The following is a 19,832-nucleotide window of genomic DNA, read 5'->3' as shown; positions in this document are numbered from 1 at the left end:
TCCGGGGCAAGGTCATTCAGTTAGCCTGAGTCGACGATATCATTGATTGTTTTGAATCATTACTGAAGCTGCTATAGATAACCTCTGTAACATAGGTCCTGAAGCATTCCCGTTTGCCATTTTCCCAGACCACGTAGAGTCCGGAGATACCGTTGCCCAGGGTCGCCATAAGCAGGTTTTGTTTGACCTCATCGCAGAAGGGACTGGCCATAACCAGACTCAGGTAATCCCTGGCGCACGCCTCCTGGCCATTTTTCAGCGCCTTGAACAACCCCGAAAATCCCGTGTCGGATGTCGCCATTAGCAGATTCAGTTTGAACTCATCGCTGAAGGGGCTGGCCATCACCCGATCCAGGTAAATCCTGACGCACTCACCATGGCCATTTTGCAGTGCAATGTAAAGCCCGGGAAAACCACTGTCGGATTTCGCCCTCAGCAAGTCCTGTTTGAACTCCTCGCTGAAGGGGCTGGCCATCACCAGATCACAGTAAATCCTGACGCACTCAGCATGGCCATTTTCCAGTGCTACATAGAGCCCGGGAAAACCACTGTCGGATTTCGCCCTCAGCAGGTCCTGTTTGACCTCGTTGCTGAAGGCGCTGGCCAGGACTCGATCCAGGTAACTCTTCACGCACTCCCCGTGGCCATTTTTAAGTGCCGCGCAGAGCCCGGGAAAACCACAGTCAGATTTCGCCATCAGCAGGTTCTGCTTGACCTCCTCGCTAAAGGGGCTGGCCATCACCCGATCCCAGTAAATCCGGACGCACTCACTATGGCCTTTTGCCAGTGCTACGTAGAGCCCGGGAAAACCACAGTCGGACTTCGCCATCAGCAGGTTCTGTTTGACCTCCTCGCTGAAGGGGCTGGCCATCACCCGATCCCAGTAAATCCTGACGCACTCCCCCTGGCCGTTTTGCAACGCCACACAGAGCCCGGAAAACCCCCTGGGAGACTTCGCCATCAGCAGATTCTGTTTGATCTCGTCGCTTAAGGAGCTGGCCAGGACCCGGTCCAGGTAACTCTGCACACACTCCGCCTGGCCATTTTCCAGTGCCATGAAGAGCCCGGGATACCCCCCGGGGGATTTCGTCATCAGCAGATTCTGTTTGACCTCGTCGCTCAGGGAGCTGGCCATCACCCGATCCAGATAACTCTTCACACACTCTTCGTGGCCGTTTTGCAGCGCCCCGAAAAGCCCGGGATAACCCTTGGGGGATTTCACCATCAGCAGATTCTGTTTGATCTCGTTGCTCAGGGAGCTGGCCATCACCCGATCCAGGTAACTCTTCACACACTCCCCGTGGCCACTTTGCATTGCCACGCAGAGCCAGGGAAAACCACTGTCGGATTTCGCCATCAACAGATCCTGTTTGACCTCGTCGCTCAAGGCGCTGGCCAGGACCCAATCCAGGTATTTCCTGACACACTCAACATTCCCCCTGTGTGATGCCATGCTCAGCCCTGGCACACCATTGTCATTTTTAGCCATCAGGACAATTTTTTGATGATATGGATCAAGCCGGTTCAGTTGCCCCATGAATTGATCCACCATTGGCGACGAAAAATGTCCATTCCTGAGCATTAAAAACAGGATGGACGAATTCATATCCGCCAGAATCCTGACCAACGAGTTACCGGCCCGGCTCTCAACCGTTGTCGTGGTTAAACATCCACCAAAGGAAAGCTTGGGGAAATATAATTTGATTGAATGAGAATTCGGGAACAGGTGCTCTATTTTAATCGCCTTCAGGGTTTGCAGGTCAGGGACGATAAGCCGTTGGACTCTCAGGGTGTCGTTGGGATCATAACAGGCCAGCTTTATTTCCGGTCGCTCAGGCGACCAGTTTATCTTTAGAGCCATCAAATGGTTCATTGACGAAAACAGATAGGTTTTATTTTGTTCGCTATCGACCAGCTGCTGTTGACAAGCTGCATAAAGTGCCTGGCCCAAGCCAGCCCGGTCAAAGTAATAACCTTCCTGTGCCGTTTTATAGCCATCAGCCGCAGTGTCATTCAGGGCCTGATCCATTTTAATACCGCTGTGACGGGAAATTTTATCAAGCCGATCAATGGACGTGAATTTGCCAACCTCTTTCGTGCCAAACTTGCCTGTAGCAAACGCATAGGCCAAATGCCTGCAAGTAATCGGTTTATGATCAAAGAGATTGTTCGCCCTGCCGTTGAACCTTCTCAGGTCGCCCTTTGACAGGTATTGCAAAATCCCGGAGGGATTAACAGCCAGGGCCTCTGTCGAGGATTCTATGGGTGTATTGCCACTATCCAGGGGCTTATCCACCTGAAACAGGTAAGTGCGTCCCTGATGGTTAAGTTGTTCAATTTTACGGCTAATCAGAGATGCATGTTGGGGAACATTGGCAGACTTGCTTTTCTTTTCACCGGGAATGTTTTTTGGATCAACGGACTTAATAGCTCGCGAAAATCCATTGAGGATTGTCGCTTCATTGACAGATTGAGAATCCTTCTGTGGTGTTCCAGCAGATGAGCGAGGAGGATTCTGCCTGATACTATACATAGGCTCTCAGGGTAGACATTAAGGCCAATAAAGCAGTATTTACAGTGCAGAACTCATCCTGAACAGCCACAATAAAGCTTCGAAACCATTATCAAGACTGAACAAGGTTACTGAAGCTGCTATAGATAACCTCTGTAACATAGGTCCTGAAGCATTCCCGTTTGCCATTTTCCCACACCACGTAGAGTCCGGAAATACCATTGCCCCGGGTCGCCATCAGCAGGTTTTGTTTGACCTCATCGCTGAAGAGACTGGCCATAACCAGACTCAGGTAATCCCTGGCGCACGCCTCATGGCCATTTAGCAGCGCCTTAAACAACCCCGGAAAACCCTTGTCGGATTTCCCTATCAGCAGATTCAGTTTGACCTCGTCGCTAAAGGGGCTGGCCATCAGCCGATCCCAGTAAATCCTGACGCACTCACTATGGCCATTTTGCAGTGCTATGGAGAGCCCGGGAAAACCACTGTCGGATTTCGCCCTCAGCAAGTCCTGTTTGAACTCCTCGCTGAAGGGGCTGGCCATCACTCGATCCCAGTAAATCCTGACGCACTCACCATGGCCACTTTCCAGTGCTACATAGAGCCCGGGAAAACCACTGCCGGATTTCGCCCGCAGCAAGCCCTGTTTGACTTCGTCGCTGAAGGAGCTGGCCAGGACTCGATCCAGGTAACTCTTCACGCACTCCCCGTGGCCAGTTTTAAGTGCCACGCAGAGCCCTGGAAAACCACAGTCGGATTTCGCCATCAGCAGGTCCTGTTTGACCTCCTCGCTAAAGGAGCTGGCCATCACCCGATCCCAGTAAATCCTGACGCACTCACCATGGCCTTTTTCCAGTGCTACGTAGAGCCCTGGGAAACCCCTGTCAGATTTCGCCATCAGCAGGTCCAGTTTGACCTCGTCACTGAAGGGACTGGCCATCACCCGATCCCAGTAAATCCTGACGCACTCACCATGGCAGTTTTGCAGTGCTATGCAGAGCCCGGGAAAACCCCTGTCGGATTTCGCCATCAGCAGGTCCTGTTTGACCTCCTCGCTGAAGGGGCTGGCCATCACCCGATCCCAGTAAATCCTGACGCACTCACCATGGCCATTCTGCAGTGCTACGTAGAGCCCGGAAAAACCACTGTCGGATTTCGCCATCAGCAGATCCAGTTTGACCTCGTCGCTGAATGGGCTGGCCATCACCCGATCACAGTAACTCCTCACGCACTCCCCGTGGCCGTTTTGCAATGCCAGGCAGAGCCCGGCGAAACCCCAGTCGGATTTCGCCCTCAGCAAGCCCTGTTTGACCTCCTCGCTGAAGGGGCTGGCCATCACCCGATCCCAGTAAATCCTGACGCACTCACCATGGCCGTTTTGCAACGCCACACAGAACCCGGAAAAACCCTTGGGGGACTTCGCCATCAGCAGATTCAGTTTGACCTCGTCGCTCAGGGAGCTGGCCAGGACCCGATCCAGGTAACTCACCACACACTCACCATGGCCATTTTGCAGTGCTACGTAGAGCCCGGAAAAACCACTGTCGGATTTCGCCATCAGGGCAATCTTTTGATTATATGGATCAAGCCGGTTCAGTTGCCCCATGAATTGATCCACCGTTTTCGAAGAAAAATGTCCATTCCTGAGCATTAAAAACAGGATGGACGAATTCATATCCGCCAGAATCCTGACCAACGAGTTACCGGCCCGGCTCTCAACCGTTGTCGTAGTTAAACATCCCCCCAAAGAAGGCTCGGGGTAATATAATTTGATTGAATAAGAATCCGGGAAAAGGTGCTCTATTTTAATTGCCTTAAGGGTTTGCAGGTCAGGGACGATGAGTCGTCGGACTCTCAGGGTGTCGTTGGGATCATAAAAGGCCAGTTTTATTTCCGGTCGCTCAGGCGACCAGTTTATCTTTAGAGCCATCAAATGGTTCGGTGACGAAAACAGATAGGTTTTATTTTGTTCGCTATCGACCAGCTGCTGTTGACAAGCCGCATAAAGTGCCTGGCCTAAGCCAGCCCGGTCAAAGTAATAACCTTCCTGTGCAGTTTTATATCCATGAGCCGTGGTGTCATTCAGGGCCTGATCCATTTTAATACCGCTGTGACGGGAAATTTTATCAAGCCGATCAATGGACGTGAATTTGCCACCATCTTTCGTGCCAAACTTGCCTGTAGCAAACGCATAGGCCAAATGCCTGCAAGCAATCGGTTTATGATCAAAGAGACTGTTCGCCCTGCCGTTGAATCTTCTCATGTCGCCCTTTGATACGTATTGCAAAATCCCGGAGGTATTAACAGGCAGGGCCGAAGACTCTGTGGTTGTATTGCCACTATCCAGGGGCTTATCCACCTGCAACAGGTAAGTGCGTCCCTGATGGTTAAGTTGTTCGACTTTACGGCTAATCAGAGATACATGTTGGGGAACATTTACTGACTTACTTTTCTTTTCACCGGGAATGTTTTTTGGATCAACAGACTTAACAGCTCGCGAAAATCCAGTGAGGATTGTCTTGACAGATTGAGAATCCTTCTGAGGTATTTCAGCAGATGAACAAGGTGGATTCTGACTGATATTATCCATAGTACATTATTTCGATGATTTTGATGTGTACAATCTCCTTTCACTCTTAGCGTCCTTCGGCTCCTCAGGACGAACAGAGTTTGGAGGCCATTGATAAAAAGAACCCATCAATTACATTGAAACCATGTAATAGTATATAAACGTCAGTATGAACAGATTTTCACATCAAAGCATACATCGCACTCTACAACAGGCAGTAGAATGGGTACAAAACAGCCCGCCATTATTTAATAGTACGGCCAGTCCTCTATTTCTGGACTCCCCCTTACCGGCCGGAACAGCCCCGGTGATTCTTGATCAACAGCAACTGGCCCTTTTGGAAAGTCTGGTTAACCAAAAAGGCAATCCCCTGCTCGGCATTTTCAACGAAACCTTATGGCAATTCCTGCTGAGCCAGCTGCCTGATAGCCAGACCATCGTCGCTAACCTGCAGGTGAATGGCGAGAAAAATGGTCAGCCTGCCACACTGGGTGAATATGACCTTATCTACCAGCGGAAAAACCGGTTTATCCATCGGGAACTGGCCGTTAAATTTTATCTGGGTATGCCTGGTGAAGCTGACAATGCCGTGGGGTCTTCATGGCAACATTGGGTCGGTCCCGGACTCAGGGACCGGCTGGATCGCAAGATGGATCGCCTGCTCCATCATCAAGCCCTGTTGAGTGATAGCCATGAAGGGCAGGAAACATTATTAACGCTGGGTATTGTCCAGCCGGTTGCTAAAGAGATCCTGATACAGGGAAGGCTTTTTTATCCCCTGTACCGCACAGATAAAACAGCCATACCGCAACTGAACGACATCCAACTGATAACTCAGGCAGAACAGCATATAACAGCGCAATGCCCGCCACCGGAGTATTGCAACCAGAATCACCTGAAAGGTTATTGGTTAACCCAAAGCCATTTCCTTCTGGGTACCCGGTCCATCAGCAGGGATATCCGCTTCCAGATACCTCAGAAAGTGCAGTGGTTGAATCAGAACCCTGTTGCAGAGTTGCTCGATCAGGATGCGCTGATACGCCAGCTGCAACCGCAAAAACGACCGGTGTATATCAGGGCAATCCATCAGGCGCTGCAACAGCAGATGCATTTGTTTATTGTGCCTGATGACTGGCCTGAGAGAGCGATGAAAGTGGCTAAAACCGATGAGTGACAATCAATGGCGAACTGACCTGATTTATTACTCATACCTCAAAGGAAAATTGCAAATTTCTACAGCAGTACTTGATAAGTCCCTGATTGGAGATTTCTGAAATTACAGGCATACTAGCCTTCCCTCCATTTGGTCAAATATTCCCTTCTATGACTACCGAACAAACTCTGATGGAGCGCAGCGGCGCTCAATGTGAACTGTGCAGTTCAAAAAATGACCTGAGCGTTTACCCTGTGCCGCCAAAGAGCGATGCATCCCATCCGGACCACTGCCTTCTGGTTTGTGATAACTGCCTTGGGCAGATCAACCAGTCAAATACCATGGATACTCATCACTGGCGCTGTCTGAATGACAGTATGTGGAGCCAGGTTCCCGCCGTTCAGGTCATGGCATTTCGTCTGCTCAACCGTCTGTCATCGGAAGGCTGGGCCCGGGACCTGGTGGATATGATGTATCTGGATGATGAGACCCGTGAGTGGGCAGAGTCCGGATTAAGCAGTGAAGAATCAGCAGCCCCCACACTGGATAGCAACGGCAGTGTATTGAATGCGGGCGATACAGTCACGCTGATCAAGGATCTGCCGGTCAAAGGTGCTGGCTTTACTGCCAAGCGCGGCACAGCTGTACGCAATATCTCTTTGACCGGTAATCCTGAACAGATCGAAGGCCGTGTCAATGGTGTCCGAATTGTTCTGTTGACCAAGTACCTGAAAAAAGCGTGAACACCATAAGTAGCGCCTGTTAAACCACAGGCGCTGTTTTTTGACGGGACGCAGCCCGGTCAACATGGTGTTTTTTCAGTTGCAGTGATGGCGTGTATGGCAATACATCCATCACCTGCCCCTGGGAAATCTGCTGCTGAACACTGCGCCAGTAGCTGGCGGTAAAAAGATCACCATGAAGACGGGTAAAACGTTTGCGGATGGCCAGATCAGGAAACAGAAACACCGGAAACTCTTCCGGAAAAATATCCCCCGGTGAAACGGAATACCAGGGCTCAGCGGACATTTCCTGCTCTGGATAGAGCGCCTCCGGTATCTCGCGAAAATTGCACTCGGTCAGATAGATAATTTCATCGTAATCGTAGAAAACCACACGACCATGGCGAGTGACCCCGAAATTTTTCAGCAGCATATCGCCCGGGAAGATATTAGCAGCGGCCAGTTGCTTGATCGCCCGGCCATACTCATCAAGCACCGCTTCCAGTGCCTGCTCGTTGCCATGGTCAACCAACTGTTCAACATAGATATTCATGGGCATCATTCGCCGCTCAGTATATAGATGGCGAATCAGCACCTTATCGTCATAGACAAGAACGGTAGAGGGCGCTACCTGCCGCAACTCCTGCAACAACTCATCACTGAACCGGGAACGGGGCAATATCAGATTGGAGTACTCCTGAGTATCGGCCATCCGCCCTACACGGTCATGGGTTTTTACCAGATAGTACCGGTCTTTAACCATGGCCTTGCTGATATCTTTGGGCGGGGCGAAATGATCTTTTATGACTTTAAACACCATATCCAGGGAAGGCAGCATAAACACCGACATCACCATGCCCTTGACACCCGGTGCAATGACAAACTGATCAGCAGAATGGTGCAAATGCTGGAGAAAATCCCGATAGAAGACACTTTTACCATGCTTGAAGAAACCGATGGAGTTATAAAGCTCGGCACGTTTTTTTTCAGGCACCAGCGTGTGCAAAAACTCAATACACTCGGAGGGAATCCGGGCATCAACCAGAAAATAAGAGCGGGTAAAGCTGAACAGCACACTAACACTGTCGTTTTCACAGAGCAGGGCGTCAACGTAGAGCGCACCCTGTTCATTATTCAGAACCGCCAGCACAAACGGTTGCAGGTCGTCACCGGCCACCAGCCTTCCCACCAGGTAAGCGGCTTTATTCCGATAAAAGACCCACTTCAGCACATCCACCCGAACATTACTGCGCCGAACCCATGATGGCTGAGCTTTCTGCAACGCATGGATAATATTGCGAATATCCCTGCGCCGGTACTCCCAGGGCAGTTCAAACTGAAAATCATCCAGTATCTGGCCAACCTGGCTGACCAGCCCCTGCTGCTGGCTTTGGTCATTACTTTTATCATTAAAAGCATAGGATCGATAAATGCCCCTGGCGCTGTGCACCTTAAAACCATCAAATTCCGACTGAATAAAACAGTGACGGGGGTTCACCGCTTCGCCCCTGAACAACTTGCGGTAGATGGAGTTATAAAAGGTTTCCGCCAGTTCCGGGTCGGTCCGGTAAGAGATCAAATCCAGGTAAGCGTCATGCACATCCTGCCAGCAGCTACTGTCGCTGAGATAGGACGCTTCAATCCGGGATGCCAGGGTTGTCATCACATCGGTGACGGCAACATGGTAAAGGTTAATCCGGTCTGAGGCAGCATTTTGTGCAGCACTCCAGTCCGCCTTCAGAAAACGGTCCCGGGCACCCAGGGTGATGTCAGTAAAGCGTGTTCGATAGTCACTGAACCCTTCAAGAACAATTCTGGCAATCTGTCGGGCTATTGAAGTATTCATCACTGCACCATTGCTCTTATATTTTTATATCAATTCCGCGCCGCCCCTGAAGCCCTCCGGTATGAACCATTAACAGCCGTCTGCCCCGGCAGGGAAGGCCTTGCTTCAGGTTTTCCGCCAGTGAATGCCGAATGGCAAACATGACCTTGCCGGTGTATACCGGATCCAGAGGGATTGCCGTCTCCATCTCAAAGGATTTGATAAACGACAGCAACGCCTCGGTAGTGCGAGCGTAACCGCCATGATGATAGTCCGTCAACAGTGTCCAGTTAGCCAATGCCTGCCCGGTGTAGTGATGAATATCACCGCGCAGAAAATCGCCTCCTTTAAGGACGGCGACACCGGTCACCTGCGTCTGTGGCATCTCTGTTGCCGCAGCCAGCGCCACCCCTGACAGCGTGGCCCCCGTGCCACAAGCCAGCCAGATCTCATCATAGCTCCCCGCAGTGATGCCCCCGGCTGCCAGAATTTCGCGGCAACCCTGCACACCGGACACATTACTCCCGCCTTCCGGTACAACATGCACATCCCGGGCTGACAAACCTGATTGATGCAAAAGATGGTGAACAAAGCCGGCTTCATTCTTTCGACGATAATCACTTCTGGACAGGTAGTGTAATTGCATTCCCCAGTTAACCGCATCGGTCAAGGTTGCTGACAGAGATTCCCCCGGCTCCCCCCTGATAACGCCAATGGTTGGCATGCCAAACCGATGACCCGCCGCAGCCAGTGCATGAATATGGTTGGACCAGGCACCACCAAAGCTGAGAATGGCCGATTTGCCCTCCTGCTGCGCGGCAATAAGATTGTGTTTCAGCTTGTACCACTTGTTACCGCTGATCTCGGGGTCAAGTTGATCCAGGCGCAAAATATCCAGGGATACGCCCAGTTCATATAGCCACCCGGTATTCACTGGCTGAACAGGAACCCGCCTGGCCAATTGCTCAATAGATTCGAATACCATATTCCTGCCCCACCGATGAAAATCCAGCCATTTCCTGCCTTGTGCACTGCTGCTTGCTCATTCTGCTTATCTCACTGAATGTGCGCCGAAACCTGCCTCATAAATGACAGTCCGTTAGAGTTACTGACAACATAGTTAGTTTGTTGATTGATAGCTCCTGTTAAGCTGTATTGCTGATAGCCTGAAAATGGTTTGAATCAAAGAAAATTATTACATCCCTTAAACAAAGGACTCGAATCTGTGAACCCGGTTAATCAAGCATCCACTACGATAAGTCCGACAAATTCCAAATATCCTCCGCCATCATCGGTTGAAGATAAAAAAAAACCGGTAAAACCGCTAACAGATCCAGATTTAATGGTAAATATCAAGCATTCTCCGAAACAATGTGCCCAAGCCAGTGATGGCACGTTTCAAAAAGTTGCAATAACTGAACAAAACAGGCTGGTAAATTCTACAGGCTTTACTCTACAGCCCGATACCCCCCCTGAAACAACACCAGTAACCGAGGTTTTGCCAGACAAAAATCAGCAATTACATGGAATCTTTGAGTTAATCAACCGGCGGCTGACTTATATGAAAGATGTAGCCTTATTCAAGGTCAGGGAGAATCGGGCTGTTGAAGATTTGACCAGAGAAAAAATGGTGCTTAAGAAGGCCATGTGTGATGCTGAAAATGCTGGTTTAGACCCGGATTCCATGAAACATTTTTTTCAGGCACAGATGAATGCGGCCAAGGCTATTCAACAGGGGTATATTGATCAATGGTCTTCTGCCAGGCCAGCAAATAAAAAATACCGTGACCTGGATTCTGAGGTCAGGCCCAGGCTGATAGAGCTTGGTAAACAGATCGTGAGTCAAATCAGCGCATATCTTTACAATGGAGGAAAGTTTGATAATAACATGCAGCAAGACTTTGTCAGGTTAGTAAATGCAACGCACCTGTCCGAAGACGACAAAGAAAAAATGTTTGAATGTCTTCAGAGGATACGTGTGATTTAAAACTGATTGATTGACAGCTTACATTAAAAGAATTTTTTAAGCCGAAGATGACTTGAAATCCAGAAAATTTTTTATAACCACTAAAACAAAGGATTCAAAGTTGTGAACACAATTAATCATCCCCCCCCTATTGCAAGTCAGACAAAGTCATCTTTATTGCCCCCTCAGCCATCATCGGTTGAACATCAGAAAATACCGGTAAAACAGTTATCGAATCGAAATTTAATGGTCAATATCCAGCATGCCACCGGTAATTCCCCTGAACAATGCACTCAAGCCGATAATGGCGCACTTAGGAAAATAGCAGTAACTGCTGATAAAAGGCTGGAAAATCCCCTGGACCATCCTCTGCAGTCCAGCAAGATCCCTGAAAAAACGCCAGAAACTGAGGTTTTGCCAGTAAAAAATGAACAATTGCTGTCACCTTTGATGATTCCGCCGGAAAATTCCAATCATCTGGTTAAAAGAGATAATTGGCTTCCATATGGTGATCCAGATGTTTTTAACTCAGAATTCAGATTATTTGTTGATCGGGTAAAAGACAGTATTATTAAAAGAACAATCACTGCTGAAGAGTTAATTAAGAAAGCAATTAATACTCGTAAACACATTGAGATTACCAGAAATAATGACTGTGCTGAAGAATTTGGCCTTCTTCGTAATAATCTGCAATTAGTGAGTAATTATCCCATTTGTACCCACACCCCACTAGACTCTACTTATTCCTGTGCTAAACAACGTGCGGTTGAACTGACCTATAATAAATCCTTTATCAATCACATAACCAAGGCAGGAGAAAGGTTTATCAAGCACATCTCTGACAAATATAAACTAAACCCCCTTGAAATTGATCATATACATTATGGCGTGGTTGTGGGTAATGCAGGAGAGAATAAGGTTTATCTAACCCAAATAGTGACCAGCCCCAGAATCAAGAATTATGGAATTGAATATTTTTTTGGTGACTGTTATTTGCATTATGTTGGCAAGAATAAGCGCTCTGCTTTAATTATCCATACGGATCCTGATCAACTGAATCCGGGGTTACAGCATGTTCAGGGTTTAATTGATCAGGCGATGGCTGGCGACCTTTCGGTAATCCCTCGCATTCACTGGTGGTATGTGCACTTGGCACCAACGGCCAGAGGACCCGGTGGTACTGTAGAAATGATCATTCATGCACTGTGTGCTGCCAAAGGGTACTACCTACCCGGTTGGGCAAAAGGTATAGCGCCTTCCATTGAGGTACTGGTGGAACCGAATGAAGACGCCTTTTGTCAAAACTACCATCAATTATTTGAGGCTCATCAGGGGGCATTACAAATGCTGTTTACCAATAGGAGCGATTAAACCATCGGTTCTGCTGCTGGATAGCAGGTTTACGACAATATTTTGCTATGCTTACCGGTTGTGTAAACACTCTACCTGTCAGACTGGTATGGCTGCCATGAAAAACACCCCTCTCTCCCTGGAAAATTATCAACGTCCTGTTCTGAATATTCCTGATGGTGCTGAAAAAATCCTGCTGCATTCCTGCTGTGCCCCCTGCGCCGGTGAAGTGATGGAAGCGATTCAGGCATCGGGTATTGAGCAGACCGTATTCTTTTACAACCCGAACATCCACCCCGCTGAGGAGTACCGGCTTCGCAAGGATGAAAACAAACGGTTCTGTGACAAACTCAATATTCCGTTTATTGATGCTGATTATGATACCGACAACTGGTTTGCCCGCACCCGGGGCCTGGAAAATGAGCCGGAACGGGGCAAACGCTGCACCGTCTGTTTTGATATGCGCTTTGAACGAACCGCCCTTTATGCTTATGAACACCACTTTACGGTGATCTCCAGCACACTGGGTATTTCACGCTGGAAGAACATGGAACAGATCAATGACTGCGGCATCCGCTCTGCCGGGCACTACCCCGGTGTTTCCTACTGGACTTACAACTGGCGTAAACAGGGGGGCAGCCAGAGAATGATTGAGCTGTCCAAACGGGAAGCGTTCTATCAACAAGAATACTGCGGTTGCGTATACAGCCTGAGAGACACCAACCGCTACCGAATGGCCCAGGGACGCAACCGGATAAAAAGACTGGTGAATTTTTACGGCCAGAGTAACAATGCGCAGGACGGGAAAGAGGACTGTGCTATTATCGCTAAATCTTCGTGAAAACCATCCGCCAAATAATGTCGACTATTTATGGATTGCATAAAAAGTAGTTCCGGTCATGCACTTTCATCAACACCAGTTCAATCTCAATATGGGACACGAAGTGGTATCAGCACGCGTAGGGACGCCATTGTTCGTGACAAGGATGAGCTTTCGTTATTGCTCGATTTACCCTTTGAAATACAAGCCAAAATTTATACCTATTTGCAGACTCGTGATATTGCCCGTTTAACACAGGTGAATTCATGCATTTACAACACGCTCAAAAAAGATGCATCAATGATAAGGGCGTGGTATCGCCAGATTGCCTCATCACACCTGGCCATTACGGAAACAATCCTCACTGCAAAAAATAAAGGTCAACTCGAGAATTGGTTGAGCCGTTTTACAAAGGATAAGGCATTAGTCAAGTCAATTATGGATCGCCAGGCGTGTTTTTATTTTCCTGCTCTGTTCTTTTCCACTCTCACTAAACTGATGTGTCAATGTAAAGCATTTAAATTAGAGACTTTAGCCAGCATCCCCTGTCATAGTTTAAAGGACTTAGCTGCCTTCAGCGCCGATGGACGCCACCTGGTGATCGCCTGTGACTCTGGAGCCTGTAAAATCTATGGCCAGGAGAGCGATGAATCATGGGTAGCAAAAAGCACTATCTCCCATGATAAGCAAGTCAGATCAATCACCTTCAGTGCCAATAGCCGCTATGTAGTGACCGCAAGTATGGATGGCAATGCGAAAATTTATGGCAAGAAGGACGAACAAACATGGGAAGAAAAAGCCACTATTTCCCACAGTCACTGGGTACGCTCAGCCACCTTCAGCCCCGATAGCCGCCATGTGTTGACCTACAGTAACGACGGCACAGCGAAAATCTATGGCAAGAAGGACGAACGATCATGGGAAGAAAAAGCCACTATTTCCCATGATGATACGGTCGATTTTGCCACCTTCAGCAAAGATAGTCGCTATGTAGTAACCATCAGTTGGGATAAGAGGGCAAAAATCTATGGCCTGACAGACGATGGGTCATGGGCAGAAGAAGCCATCATTCCACATGATGACCTTCTCTACACAGCCAGCTTCAGCCCCGATAGCCGCTATGTGGTGACCGCCAGCATGGATAGCAAGGCGAAAATCCATGCCAGGAAGGACGATGGGTCATGGCTGGAAATAGCCATTATTTCCCATTTTGTCTCGGTCACCTTCAGCTCTGATAGTCGCCATGTGGTGATCACCAGAAAAAAGGGCAGTGCAACAATCCATAGACTGGATGCCGATGGATCATGGGAAAAAAAAGCCATCATTTCCCGCAATGGAAAGGTTAACTCAGTCACATTCAGCCCCGATAGTCGCTGTTTTTTAATGACCTCCAGTGACGATGGCAAGGTGATAATCTCTGGCCAGGATAAAGACGGATCATGGAAAGCAAAAGCCATCATTTCCCATGACAAGACAGTCTACTCAGCCAAATTCAGCGCCGATAGCCGCCATGTGGTGACCTCCAGTTCGGATGGCAAAGCGAAAATCTATGGCAAGAAGGACGATGGATCATGGGAAGAAAAAAACATCATTACCCATAACAAAAGTGTCTACTATGCCACATTCAGCCCCGATAGCCGTCATGTCATCACCTGCAGCATAGATCGCACGGTGAAAATCTATGGCCTGACGAACAATGGATCATGGAGAGAAAAAGCCGTCATCTCCAATGGTAACGATATTAGATTAGCAACCTTTAGCGTCGATGGCCGCCATGTGGTCACTGCCAGTTTCGATGGAACAGTGAAAGTTTATGGTCTGAACAGCGATGGATCATGGGAAGAAAAAGCCACCACTTCCCATCATAGTGCAATCATATCAGCCACCTTTAGCATCAATGGCCATGTGTTGACCATCCATGGCGGTAACACAGCGAAGATCACTGAACTACGGATGTCTGACTGATTGTTTGCTGTCAATTCTGTGGTTAGAAGTTGTCGCATAATTACCACTCGCTCCATTCCTTAACTCGTTGGCCTGTTCAGCCAATTCAATCGGTTATGACACCGTTGGAAAGATAGAGAAGCCGGATCCTTAGGGCCGTGATGGAACTTTTCACCAACCAATTACTCTCATGAAGGACAAGTTTTAATGGAGTATTGCCATGGATGTTGACTACGGAACAGGGACTTACGCAAGCCTGTGCCCTCAACCAAAGTCTGACACCCAGTCCGTAACAGCCTCTGGCCAATGGAGTGCCAGCAAATCGAACTGCAAGCGGCGAACTCCTCATCCCAGGGAGCCTGAGCGACAAGCGCTACTGTGGGCCGCCAGGAGTGGGCGTCTGGCGTTTCGGCGAATTTATTTAAATACAGAAAAACAGTACTTTTCAGGTAAGGGGTCACCAAGACCCTTCTCCCTCGTCCTGCCGGGGGGAATGATGCCCACCAAGCCCATACCAAAGAGGTATTGCCAATGGATGGTAGGCATTGTTGATCCACAATGCCTGTATGTCTATAAATGTGATGCTTTTACTCAACGTCTGCTGCTGGAGCCTGGCTTGACTCCGGAACAACTGCGAGCAAAGCTACTGCCTGATCTGCCAACAATGTTTCATAGACGTCGAGAGCATGGCGAACAAGTCACCTGGAGAGCTTATCCTCATCGTTTCACCTCGGGACACCTGCAAAAAGATGGAACGTTCAGTTTACCAAAATTGAAACCCGGCAATGACACCCCTGAACTGGATTACCCGGAACTGGTGCTCACCAAATACGGCAAAGAAGACATCAAATGCTTCGTTGTATACCTTGATGCACAGATAAATATTGCCGATACCCTGCGGCACAAGCGTCAGTGTGAGGAGGCATTGGAGCTTGAATCATTGCCTCTGGTTGTTTATTGCCACCGAACAGGTTCTGTTCAGGTCTATTTTGATGGGGAGCTGGACAGTAAACACCTGGCCACGAATGAGGATTCTCTGGATTATTTTGCGATTTCACAGGGCATACCCCCAGAAAATTTCAGAGCCATGTTAAATCTGCTGCCAATGTCTTTGCGGACACAGGCACTGAGCTCGGAATTAACCGTCTCACCAGATGTTGAGCACAAATTGCAACAGGCCATCCAGCTGGTGAGTGATCCCCGTGTTTACAGTTACGAGAAACTTCTGGGATTAAAACAGAGTGGTTTGCCAATCCACCAGCCTTTTTTTCATAAAGGAAGTTTTGAATCTTTGCTCGAAATGCTCCTGGATTCCGAAATGTGCAGATACTCACATCCCAAGCAGAAGCACATCAAGAAACAGGAGGAAGAAGCTTACCGGATGTTTCAGCTGCTTTTGCACAGTGGGGCAAGTCTGCCGAAAGAGTGGTGCGTGTCATTCATGTACTGGATGGACCGTTTTGACAGTAACACAATGCCTCTGGACATAATGAATTGCATGCTGGCTGCCTTTAGTCCATTTGACTTCCTGACTCTGCTCCATCTCAGACAGATACCTTTGACCTTCTGTCCGGGTGCCGTTGTTGAATTTGACCGCATTTGCCAGGGGCTTAGTCAACAGCAACGGCAGGACGCTCTGGAAAAAACAGTGCAACAATATGTGAGAGATTGCAGGTTCCCGGCTCTCGACACCATCCGGTCTCACTTACTGGCCCTGTTTTACTCAGGAGCTTCCCTGAACAAAAACTTCATGAAATCTTTAACATCCAATATGCAGAGGCAGTATCGTGAAGAGAGCATGATTGTTGATGATTTTTCTCCAAATGATTTTATCAAATGGCTTGATAATCTATGGGAGCAACGGGAAACATATCCTCTGTACCGGAATTGGCCAACGTATGTCCAGAGGGCTCGGCGTGAAAATGCAAGCCTGAAACAATCGCTCCATCAGAACAATTCCGGCGCATCGCCAACATCATTGGCAGCTGAGACACCCACAGCGTTACAGTTTGTGGTGAACGCTTTCAGCGAACCGCCGGTCCTGCCTGATCATGTCGGTGATAATGAAAAAACCATCCTGACGGTGTTGCAGCATTATTACCGCCGCCCGGGACCGGAACGGGTGATCAAGAGCCTTGGCAGACAGACCATGCCAACCGTGTGGAAACCGCTGCACAGCTGCAGTCATGTTCTGCGGGCCAGGAATAATGGGCTCTGGTATATGGAATTGCTGGAAAAATTTCAGCTGCGTCGCCTGGAAAAAATAGAAAAAGAACTTCTGGCACTGGCGATTATCTACCATGATGCCGCTGCCGAAGATGTCGACAAATCAGCGGAAGAAACAAGGTCTGCGGGCTATTTCATACGGGACCTGACCGGGCACTACCCTGAACCGCTGCTGGGTAATATGGCCCAGGCGATGGTCAGCAAGGAAAACGATACCAGGGGTAAAGACGAGCAGAACCTGCCTGACCCTGTGCGCTGGTATCTGCGTATATTACGCTTTGCGGATCGACTGGACATTATCCGTTGTTTTGGGGTCGGGGCTGATTTTCCCGGATTCACGGTGACTGAGCCCCCGGGCTTTGATGCTGCACGTCTTGATTTACCAGCGAAGCTGACTGAAGAGTTTAGCTCCGGGCCTGACAACAAGAGTGAGTTCCAACGTCACCTGGAAGCCGCCATGCACGGTGCGGCTGATCTGGCGCGGATAACCACGCGACTTCAGGATCATCGCAAAAAAGACTACACCAAAGTCTATGGTCTGAATGACCATGGCGGCTCCGGGATCTCTGAAAACTTTGAATTGACAACTGAGCCAATGCAGAGAATGAACCAGATTATTAATGACAATGTTCGGCGCAAAATAGCCCGCGAGGCTGGCATTATTGTCTGTTCAGACCCCAGCCACCGGGCCTGCAAGGCTGATCAGCACAAAGGGGTCACTTATGGTATTCATAACAGCTGGTATGATCTGCGGCAGGTGGCGATTCCGGCGGGAATGACGCTGCTGGAAAAGATGCAGTACGAACATGACCCATCACTGCTAAGCCCGGCAACGCAACAGGCACTGGCGCAAGAGGTGCAGCGGCTGAAGAGTGAAGGTATACGGATGAATCCGGGCACCTTGACGCAGGAAACGCTGGCTTCGGAGGAAGCCCGGAAAGTACTGAAGAAACGTGGTATCACCGTGGTCGGCGAGAAGCGCCCCTACTTCACCGACAATGGCCGCCTGAAAGAATGGCCAATGCTGGTGCCAAAGAAGATATTGAAGCCTGGCGCCCATGAGAATGCACCAGCGGGGTGGGCATGTACAGTGCTTTGATCAGTTGCAGAGTTCCTCAAAATAACGGATTCTGAACCATAGTATTATCTTAACCCGTTTGTTTCTGAGAACATCTGCAATCCCGTCGAGCTGCTCTATTCCGCTTTCCTGTCAGGCCGATAAAACCCGGAATAGATCGCTCATTTGGTTAACACCGTTATCGGGCTACAAACTATGATAAGTTTTGTTGCGCCACTGTCAGGCATGTTTATTTTCGCTTTGGCCAGCGGATACCTGACGACTCTGATTCCCCTGAGAATCAATGCGACAGATGGCAATGACTTTCTGGCCGGCCTTATGGGTACCGCCTACTATCTGGGATTACTGGCCGGGTCATTTCGCTCAGAAAGTATTGTTTGCCGGGTAGGTCATATTCGCTCGTTTGCCTGCTTTATGGCGTTGCTCTGTGCCACCGTACTGAGCCTGGCACTGTCGGAGAATACCACCAGCTGGCTGGTACTGCGCTTCCTTAATGGCATGGCGGTGGCGGGCATATTTGTTGTGGTTGAGTCATGGCTGCTCTGTGAAAGCGACAGCGCCAACCGGGGCAGAGTGCTGTCTTTCTACATGGTGTCACTCTATGGTGCCAACGCTATCGGACAGCTATTTGTCGGCTTCCTGGATAGCAGTAGTCTGATGCCGTTTATCCTGATCGGGATTCTGCTGTCATTATCGATCTTCCCACCAGCCATGACCCGAATCCCGACACCGGAAATTGAAGAGGCTTCTACCCTGGGATTCAGAAAGCTGTTTGAACTGACACCCTCCGGAGTACTCGGCTGTTTTGCCGGTGGCCTGGTACTGGGTGGTTTGTATTCAATGCTGCCCATCTACCTGGCCGATCTCAGCGGCAGTGATGATCACACCGTAGCGCTCTTTCTGGCCATCACCATGATTGGCGGCATGGCACTGCAATTTCCAGTAGGCTACCTGTCCGATATTATTGATCGGCGTAAAATGTTGGTTCTGGTTGCCCTGGCTGGCTGTGCTATTTGCTTTGCCCTGATCCTCAGTTCCCACGAGAGCTGGCTGTATTATCCAGCACTGTTTCTGTTTGGCGGCGCTACCTTCACGCTCTATCCACTGGCCATCAGCCACGGCTGTGATCATATGCACCCGGATGATATTGTTGCCGGCACCCAGGGACTTCTGCTGGCCTACAGCCTTGGTTCGTGTATCGGCCCGATCTTCGCTTCACTGTTTATGAGCCATATTCCTGAAGGCCTGATGCTGTATTTCATCACGGTGATGGGCGTTACCGGTCTTTTCTTCCTGATTCGGATGGCTTACCGTCCTGCGATCTACACCAGCGAAGAGCAGCACTTTATTCCAGTACCCCGAACAACACCCATTGTTGCGCAGATTGACCCGCGTTCTGATGCCGAGGAGTTCCTGGAAAGCGAAGATACGGCTAAACCGGCATGCTGAGGAACTGCCTTTAATCACTTTCAACCCTTAAACACAACATAGCCCTTGTAGGAACTCTTCCATCCAGTCATCGTTGTTGACCAGTTTTGACTCTGTCGCCAATGAATCCAATGTCGCCAATGAATCCAAATCCCATTCCACTATTTCATCAAGCCCAAGTGGGTCTCTTCTCCTTTTCTCGCTGGCTTCATTCCATTCTTTCCGTGTTTCTGAATCCA

13 protein-coding genes are annotated in these 19,832 nt (G+C 49.2%); 8 read left to right on the top strand and 5 right to left on the bottom strand.

Annotated features, from left to right (window positions below; genetic code table 11):
* Positions 1-16: 16 nt before the first annotated feature.
* Positions 17-2,533 (bottom strand): ShET2/EspL2 family type III secretion system effector toxin, encoded by a 2,517-nt coding sequence (locus ACO6VE_RS07760; RefSeq protein WP_422460698.1) that lies wholly within the window; start codon positions 2,531-2,533, stop codon positions 17-19.
* Positions 2,534-2,624: 91 nt separating this feature from the next.
* Positions 2,625-5,102, bottom strand: a complete 2,478-nt coding sequence (locus tag ACO6VE_RS07755; RefSeq protein ID WP_422460696.1) for a ShET2/EspL2 family type III secretion system effector toxin — start codon at positions 5,100-5,102, stop codon at positions 2,625-2,627.
* Between the two features lie 148 nt (positions 5,103-5,250).
* Here ACO6VE_RS07755 and ACO6VE_RS07750 point away from each other — a divergent pair, with 148 nt between their 5' ends.
* Both ACO6VE_RS07750 and ACO6VE_RS07745 read left to right on the top strand, forming a co-directional pair.
* Entirely contained in the window at positions 5,251-6,255 is a 1,005-nt protein-coding gene (locus tag ACO6VE_RS07750) for a DUF1853 family protein (protein ID WP_422460694.1), read from the top strand.
* 149 nt (positions 6,256-6,404) lie between these two features.
* Positions 6,405-6,977 (top strand): PhnA domain-containing protein, encoded by a 573-nt coding sequence (locus ACO6VE_RS07745; RefSeq protein WP_422446090.1) that lies wholly within the window; start codon positions 6,405-6,407, stop codon positions 6,975-6,977.
* A gap of 19 nt (positions 6,978-6,996) precedes the next feature.
* Here the strand turns inward: ACO6VE_RS07745 and aceK are convergent, their stop codons facing one another.
* Together aceK and ACO6VE_RS07735 are read right to left on the bottom strand one after the other, a co-directional pair.
* Positions 6,997-8,802, bottom strand: a complete 1,806-nt coding sequence (aceK, locus tag ACO6VE_RS07740; RefSeq protein WP_422460692.1) for a bifunctional isocitrate dehydrogenase kinase/phosphatase — start codon at positions 8,800-8,802, stop codon at positions 6,997-6,999.
* 16 nt (positions 8,803-8,818) lie between these two features.
* On the bottom strand, positions 8,819-9,766 hold the full coding sequence (locus tag ACO6VE_RS07735; RefSeq protein ID WP_422460690.1) for a 1-aminocyclopropane-1-carboxylate deaminase/D-cysteine desulfhydrase: 948 nt from the start codon (positions 9,764-9,766) through the stop codon (positions 8,819-8,821).
* Between the two features lie 240 nt (positions 9,767-10,006).
* Between ACO6VE_RS07735 and aroQ the strand changes: the two genes are divergently transcribed.
* The 6 genes from aroQ to ACO6VE_RS07705 all read left to right on the top strand — a co-directional run bounded on the left by aroQ (position 10,007) and on the right by ACO6VE_RS07705 (position 19,614).
* Entirely contained in the window at positions 10,007-10,768 is a 762-nt protein-coding gene (aroQ, locus tag ACO6VE_RS07730; protein WP_422460689.1) for a gamma subclass chorismate mutase AroQ, read from the top strand.
* Between the two features lie 102 nt (positions 10,769-10,870).
* Positions 10,871-12,118 (top strand): hypothetical protein, encoded by a 1,248-nt coding sequence (locus ACO6VE_RS07725; protein WP_422446098.1) that lies wholly within the window; start codon positions 10,871-10,873, stop codon positions 12,116-12,118.
* A gap of 97 nt (positions 12,119-12,215) precedes the next feature.
* Positions 12,216-12,938, top strand: a complete 723-nt coding sequence (locus ACO6VE_RS07720; protein ID WP_422446100.1) for an epoxyqueuosine reductase QueH — start codon at positions 12,216-12,218, stop codon at positions 12,936-12,938.
* A gap of 30 nt (positions 12,939-12,968) precedes the next feature.
* Positions 12,969-14,882 carry a hypothetical protein gene (locus ACO6VE_RS07715; RefSeq protein WP_422460687.1) on the top strand — a complete coding sequence of 638 codons (1,914 nt, stop codon included), beginning with the start codon at positions 12,969-12,971 and terminating at the stop codon, positions 14,880-14,882.
* A 199-nt stretch (positions 14,883-15,081) separates the two neighbouring features.
* Positions 15,082-18,186 carry a hypothetical protein gene (locus ACO6VE_RS07710; protein ID WP_422460685.1) on the top strand — a complete coding sequence of 1,035 codons (3,105 nt, stop codon included), beginning with the start codon at positions 15,082-15,084 and terminating at the stop codon, positions 18,184-18,186.
* 174 nt (positions 18,187-18,360) lie between these two features.
* Positions 18,361-19,614: an MFS transporter gene (locus ACO6VE_RS07705; RefSeq protein ID WP_422460683.1), complete on the top strand. Its 1,254-nt coding sequence runs from the start codon at positions 18,361-18,363 to the stop codon at positions 19,612-19,614.
* A gap of 27 nt (positions 19,615-19,641) precedes the next feature.
* Here ACO6VE_RS07705 and ACO6VE_RS07700 read toward each other — a convergent pair.
* A partial coding sequence (locus tag ACO6VE_RS07700; protein ID WP_422460681.1) for a hypothetical protein occupies positions 19,642-19,832 on the bottom strand: 191 nt, incomplete at its 5' end.

Origin of the sequence: Endozoicomonas sp. ALB115, from assembly GCF_049310245.1 — a bacterium.
GTDB lineage: Bacteria > Pseudomonadota > Gammaproteobacteria > Pseudomonadales > Endozoicomonadaceae > Endozoicomonas.
Note: the sequence above shows the minus strand (reverse complement) of the source record. Positions and strands in the feature narration are given on the sequence as shown.

What these genes read in the sequence shown, in the direction of transcription:
- ACO6VE_RS07760 (WP_422460698.1), bottom strand. Translation starts at nt 2,533, where the DNA reads ATGTATAGTATCAGGCAGAATCCTCCTCGCTCATCTGCTGGAACACCA.
- ACO6VE_RS07755 (WP_422460696.1), bottom strand. Translation starts at nt 5,102, where the DNA reads ATGGATAATATCAGTCAGAATCCACCTTGTTCATCTGCTGAAATACCT.
- ACO6VE_RS07750 (WP_422460694.1), top strand. Translation starts at nt 5,251, where the DNA reads ATGAACAGATTTTCACATCAAAGCATACATCGCACTCTACAACAGGCA.
- ACO6VE_RS07745 (WP_422446090.1), top strand. Translation starts at nt 6,405, where the DNA reads ATGACTACCGAACAAACTCTGATGGAGCGCAGCGGCGCTCAATGTGAA.
- aceK (WP_422460692.1), bottom strand. Translation starts at nt 8,802, where the DNA reads ATGAATACTTCAATAGCCCGACAGATTGCCAGAATTGTTCTTGAAGGG.
- ACO6VE_RS07735 (WP_422460690.1), bottom strand. Translation starts at nt 9,766, where the DNA reads ATGGTATTCGAATCTATTGAGCAATTGGCCAGGCGGGTTCCTGTTCAG.
- ACO6VE_RS07720 (WP_422446100.1), top strand. Translation starts at nt 12,216, where the DNA reads ATGAAAAACACCCCTCTCTCCCTGGAAAATTATCAACGTCCTGTTCTG.
- ACO6VE_RS07715 (WP_422460687.1), top strand. Translation starts at nt 12,969, where the DNA reads ATGGATTGCATAAAAAGTAGTTCCGGTCATGCACTTTCATCAACACCA.
- ACO6VE_RS07710 (WP_422460685.1), top strand. Translation starts at nt 15,082, where the DNA reads ATGGATGTTGACTACGGAACAGGGACTTACGCAAGCCTGTGCCCTCAA.
- ACO6VE_RS07705 (WP_422460683.1), top strand. Translation starts at nt 18,361, where the DNA reads ATGATAAGTTTTGTTGCGCCACTGTCAGGCATGTTTATTTTCGCTTTG.